At 57.2% G+C, this 1,335-nt stretch carries 2 protein-coding genes and 1 tRNA gene; all 3 read right to left on the bottom strand.

From position 1 onward, the window contains the following. Positions 1–540 (bottom strand): U32 family peptidase (locus tag G113_RS20100; protein WP_040319447.1); only part of this gene is annotated, 540 nt, incomplete at its 3' end. Positions 541–806: 266 nt separating this feature from the next. Then, positions 807–1,082: a hypothetical protein gene (locus G113_RS20105; RefSeq protein WP_005914828.1), complete on the bottom strand. Its 276-nt coding sequence runs from the start codon at positions 1,080–1,082 to the stop codon at positions 807–809. 120 nt (positions 1,083–1,202) lie between these two features. Continuing rightward, a tRNA-Tyr gene (locus G113_RS20110) sits at positions 1,203–1,287 on the bottom strand. Positions 1,288–1,335 lie beyond the last annotated feature (48 nt).

Here is a 1,335-nt window from a genome sequence, read left to right on the forward strand (position 1 = left end):
AGAGAGCAGGCAGCGGCCGGAGTAGGCCATGCACAGGGCACCATGGACGAAGACTTCGAGCTCCATTTCCGGCACGTGCATGCGGATCTCTTCGATCTCGTCCAAGGAGAGTTCGCGGGAGAGGATGGCGCGAGTCAGGCCCATCTGATGCCAGAACTTCACCGTGGCCCAGTTGACCGCATTGGCCTGTACCGACAGGTGGATAGGCATGTGCGGGAAGGCTTCACGCATCATCATGATGAGACCGGGGTCTGACATGATGATGGCGTCCGGCCCCATCTCGATCACCGGGCGCATGTCGCGCACGAAGGTCTTGAGCTTGGAGTTATGAGGCTGGATATTGGCCACCACATAGAACTGCTTGCCGAGGGCATGGGCTTCGTTGATGCCCAGGCGCAAGTTGTCGTGGTCGAACTCGTTGTTACGCACGCGCAGGCTGTAACGCGGCTGGCCGGCATAGACGGCGTCGGCGCCATAGGCGAAGGCGTAACGCATATTCTTGAGGGTCCCGGCGGGGGAGAGCAATTCTGGTCTGAACATGATTTTCTCGCTGGTCTGATTGCAAATCAGGGCGACGCCACCGGGTGGCATCGCAATAAGGATAACGGCACAGCTGCCCCATCTACATGGTTAAGGCTATGACATCCCAATAAGGGTGCGAGATTGTACTCGTCCCCACGCCATCATGCAATTTGGCTGGAACGAGGCCAAGGCGTGTGCCACCGGGACAGGTTGGATACATTCAAGACCAGCGAGAGAGGGGATCTTTTTGTCTGCCCGGTTGCTGGGCCGTGAACCGCGATGCGTTACTGCCGGGGTATGGTCAACAGGGGGGCCGGGCGCATGGGCAATGTGTGAGGATGCAGAGCCTGACTCAACCAGTGCCAATCCAGGGGGGGGCAGCCTTGTTTGAAGCGTTGCAACGGCTGGCCGTCATGCACTGTTAAAAACAGGGTACTCGACAGGCCGATGCGGTTGCGATATCGCACCATGAGTTCGCCATTGTAGCGACTGATGTGGAGCTGCAACTGCGCCAGGCTCAGGCCCAAGTGATAACCTTGTTCATCCCACACTTCCAGCATGATGCGCATCCCTGACGAAGAGCAGAGCTCACTATCCTATGGGGTTAGACAATGAACAATTGTCAGATCTGACAGGGGAGAAAGCGAAAACCCGGCGCTAGGCCGGGTTTTCTTGAATGATGGTGGAGGGAGAAGGATTCGAACCTTCGAAGGCAGAGCCGTCAGATTTACAGTCTGATCCCTTTGGCCACTCGGGAACCCCTCCACGGGGTACTAAAGCCTATCTATTCAGAAGATCGGTGGAGGTAGAGGA

Origin of the sequence: Aeromonas molluscorum 848, assembly GCF_000388115.1 — a bacterium.
Taxonomy (GTDB): Bacteria; Pseudomonadota; Gammaproteobacteria; order Enterobacterales; family Aeromonadaceae; genus Aeromonas; species Aeromonas molluscorum.

Coding starts and splice junctions, on each gene's coding strand:
- G113_RS20105 (WP_005914828.1), bottom strand. CDS start 1,082: ATGCTGGAAGTGTGGGATGAACAAGGTTATCACTTGGGCCTGAGCCTG.